The following is a 1,507-nucleotide window of genomic DNA, read 5'->3' on the forward strand; positions in this document are numbered from 1 at the left end:
AAGGGCCATGCCATTCGCGCGCGTTGACAGGAAAGATACCAGGTGTGCGGATCAGAACACCGTCACGGACAGTGGCAATCTCAAGGCGATAGCCTGCGATCATCCTAAACTCCGCTGGAGACCCCGGCGTTCAGGCCGGGGAGGAAAGCGGTTCCGCTCTTTACTGAAGAGGTTTTCCATATTAAGTTAAATGCATGTCGTTTCGTGGCTTCACATACATGCTCAAGCCCGATGCCTTGCAGGAAGAAGCCTTCCTTCAATTCGCGGGCGTCTGCCGTCTTGTGTGGAATCTTGCCCTTGAACAGCGCCGCGACCACTGGCGGACCTATCAGGCCAGAACCGGCGACAACCTGAACTACGTGACGCAGGCAAGGGAACTGACGGCGCTCCGCCGTGAGGTGGATTTTATCCGCGCTGTCAGTCAGACTACCCAGCAATATGCGCTCAAGGCCCTTGATGAAGCCTATCGCCGCTTCTTCAAGAGCCTTGGAGGCTATCCGCAACCGAAGAAGAAAGGCGTGAACGATGCCTTCACCTTCAACGGACGAGAGATAGCAGTTGAGCGCCTGAACAACCGATGGGGTCGTGTCCGTCTGCCGAAAATAGGCTGGGTCAAGTTCCGCATGACGCGGAACCTGTCGGGCAAACTGACGGAAGCGACCGTCAGCCTCACGCCCCTCGGATGGCAGATCAGTATCGGTTGCAAGGACTGCGACATCCGCGACTTTGCGACCGAGGGTGCGGTCGGCATTGATCGGGGCGTGTCTGTACCGCTCATGCTCTCCGATGGCACAGTTTACATGCTGCCGGAACGGCTCGACGTCATCGAGAGACGGGCACGTAAGGCTCAACGTATCCTCGCACGTCGCAAGCGGGGTTCGAACCGTCACGCCCTTGCTCGCAAGCGCGTTGCAGCACTCAAGGCAAAGGCCGCTCGTATCCGCAAGCACTGGGCGCACGAAACGACAACCGACATCTGCCGGAACCACGGAACTGCGGTTATCGAGCGACTGCGTACCAGAGACATGACCGCCAGTGCTGCCGGAACCGTGGAGGAGCCCGGCAGAAACGTCGCCCAGAAGCGCGGCCTCAACCGCGCTATTCTCAACGTGGGCTGGCACCAGATCGAGACGATGCTTTTCTACAAGGCCCATCGTGTCGTGAAGGTTGACCCGCGCTTTACCTCGCAGACCTGTTCGTGCCGCGGAGCCGTGGACAGTCGAAGCCGCAAGAACCAAGCGTCCTTCGTCTGCACGACATGCGGCTTCCATGCCAATGCCGATCACAATGCCGCCCTCAATATTCTTTACAGGGGGAACACTCCTGTCGTGGAGCCACAGGTCACTGCGGCGTCGAAGCGAAAACTACACCCGGTCTGACCGGAGAAATCCTCGCCATTCAGGGCGAGGAAGATGTTAATTCAACACGGCAGGTGCCGGACATGGACTTCTCCCAGAAAGGAAACGGCCCCGCCAAGCGGGGCCAGAGCAGCAGATACGAAGAGGCG

1 protein-coding gene is annotated in these 1,507 nt (G+C 58.8%); it reads left to right on the top strand.

The window, feature by feature from the left end; all coding sequences use genetic code 11:
- Nucleotides 1-194: 194 nt before the first annotated feature.
- Nucleotides 195-1,379 (top strand): RNA-guided endonuclease InsQ/TnpB family protein, encoded by a 1,185-nt coding sequence (locus DY926_RS15995; RefSeq protein ID WP_116704257.1) that lies wholly within the window; start codon nucleotides 195-197, stop codon nucleotides 1,377-1,379.
- Nucleotides 1,380-1,507: the final 128 nt, after the last annotated feature.

The sequence above is a fragment of the Komagataeibacter melaceti genome (assembly GCF_003403295.1).
GTDB lineage: Bacteria > Pseudomonadota > Alphaproteobacteria > Acetobacterales > Acetobacteraceae > Komagataeibacter > Komagataeibacter melaceti.